Source organism: Oleiphilus sp. HI0086 (assembly GCF_001635225.1).
Window position 1 is genome coordinate 1 of record NZ_LWFZ01001429.1, and the last position, 1,451, is coordinate 1,451.

Annotated in this window: 1 protein-coding gene; it reads left to right on the forward strand. The window is 48.6% G+C overall.

Features of this window, described 5'->3' with window-relative positions; all coding sequences use genetic code 11:
* The coding region (locus A3756_RS28305; protein ID WP_197481520.1) for a TonB-dependent siderophore receptor at positions 1–1,451 on the forward strand (1,451 nt) is incomplete at both ends.

The following is a 1,451-nucleotide window of genomic DNA, read 5'->3' on the forward strand; positions in this document are numbered from 1 at the left end:
GGGCATGACCATTCGTGAAAGTTTCGCTGTTGAGCAAGTTGAAATCAGTAAAGGCCCTAGCGCGAGCTTTGCAGGGCGCGGCACAACAGGTGGAGCGGTGAACTCGGCAACCAAACGTGCAAGCACCGAGTATGACTTTGCGAAAGGCTCTATCGGTATCGGCACCGATTGGCACCACCGCGTCACGGCTGATATCAACCAGGTCATTGATTATGACACTGCCCTACGTGTTAACCTGCTTAAGTCAGGTGAAAATGTTCCCGACCGTGACCCGGCTGACCGAAATCGCGCCGGTGCAGCAATCTCACTATCTCACCAGGTAACAGATCAGCTAGAAATCGTTGCGGATGTCTATCATTTCCGAGGCGAAGATAGCCCGGACTTAGGTACCTACATAGATGGTGATACCGGCAAACCTGTTAAAGATATCCCTTCTTATGTGCAAGATGAGGACTTTCTGAAATCTGAAACCAGTACTGCAACGCTGCGTGTTGGTTATGAATTTAGCCCAACTTCGAGCATTGTGAATCTGACTCGCTACGGTATTACCGAGAATGGTTATGTTGCGACAGGAGCCCGAGGTACAACAGCTTACCCAACACTTGATGATGCTACGAATGATACCAATGGCTTTGAAACTGCTTCGTTAAGTACTCATCAAGGCTGGCAAGACGTTGATTATTTTGCCAATCAATTTAATTTTCTGACTACAAAAGAACTCGGCGAGACAGTTCATGACATCGTGATTGGTGTCGAATATACCGACCAAACGGTTATCAACGGCGTCTATAGCTACACTTCTGAAGGAGCCTCAAACTGCTTCACTTCAGGTCGACGTGGTGTTGGGGAAGGCTATTGTTGGTCAGACGAAAATGGTAATACCGCGACAGACCTCAATACATTGATTCAACGAGATATTGCCCAAGGTGATAAAGACTCAGATTGGAATGTTGAAACCCTTGCGCTCTATTTCATGGATACCGTCGAGTTAAGTGATAATTGGACAGCCTTTGGTGGCGTTCGTTACGACTATTACGACTACAGCACCTTCGCAAACTATGACCCGGATGGCCGAAGCGGGCCCTTAGAAAGTGAGTGGACTGAATTTGCTGACGACGGTGGCTATTGGAACGGCCATATCGGTGCCAGCTATCGGTTTATGGACAATGCAAACGTCTATGCCAGCTTCTCGACTGCAACCAACTTGAATGGTGGTGAGTCGGATGTAGGCACTAGCTGTGGCTATGGTGGTATCTGTGTCGATGCCAGCGACCCTCAATTAGGTGACCCGGAGAAAACACAAAGCATTGAGGTTGGAACGAAGTGGCAATTAAACGATGGCAAGTTACTTGCGACAGCCGCGCTATTCCGCATCACAAAAAATGATGTGATGGAGAGCCCCTCTGGCGATAGCTATAGCACGCTGGGCTCACTGAACACAGGCAAGAACC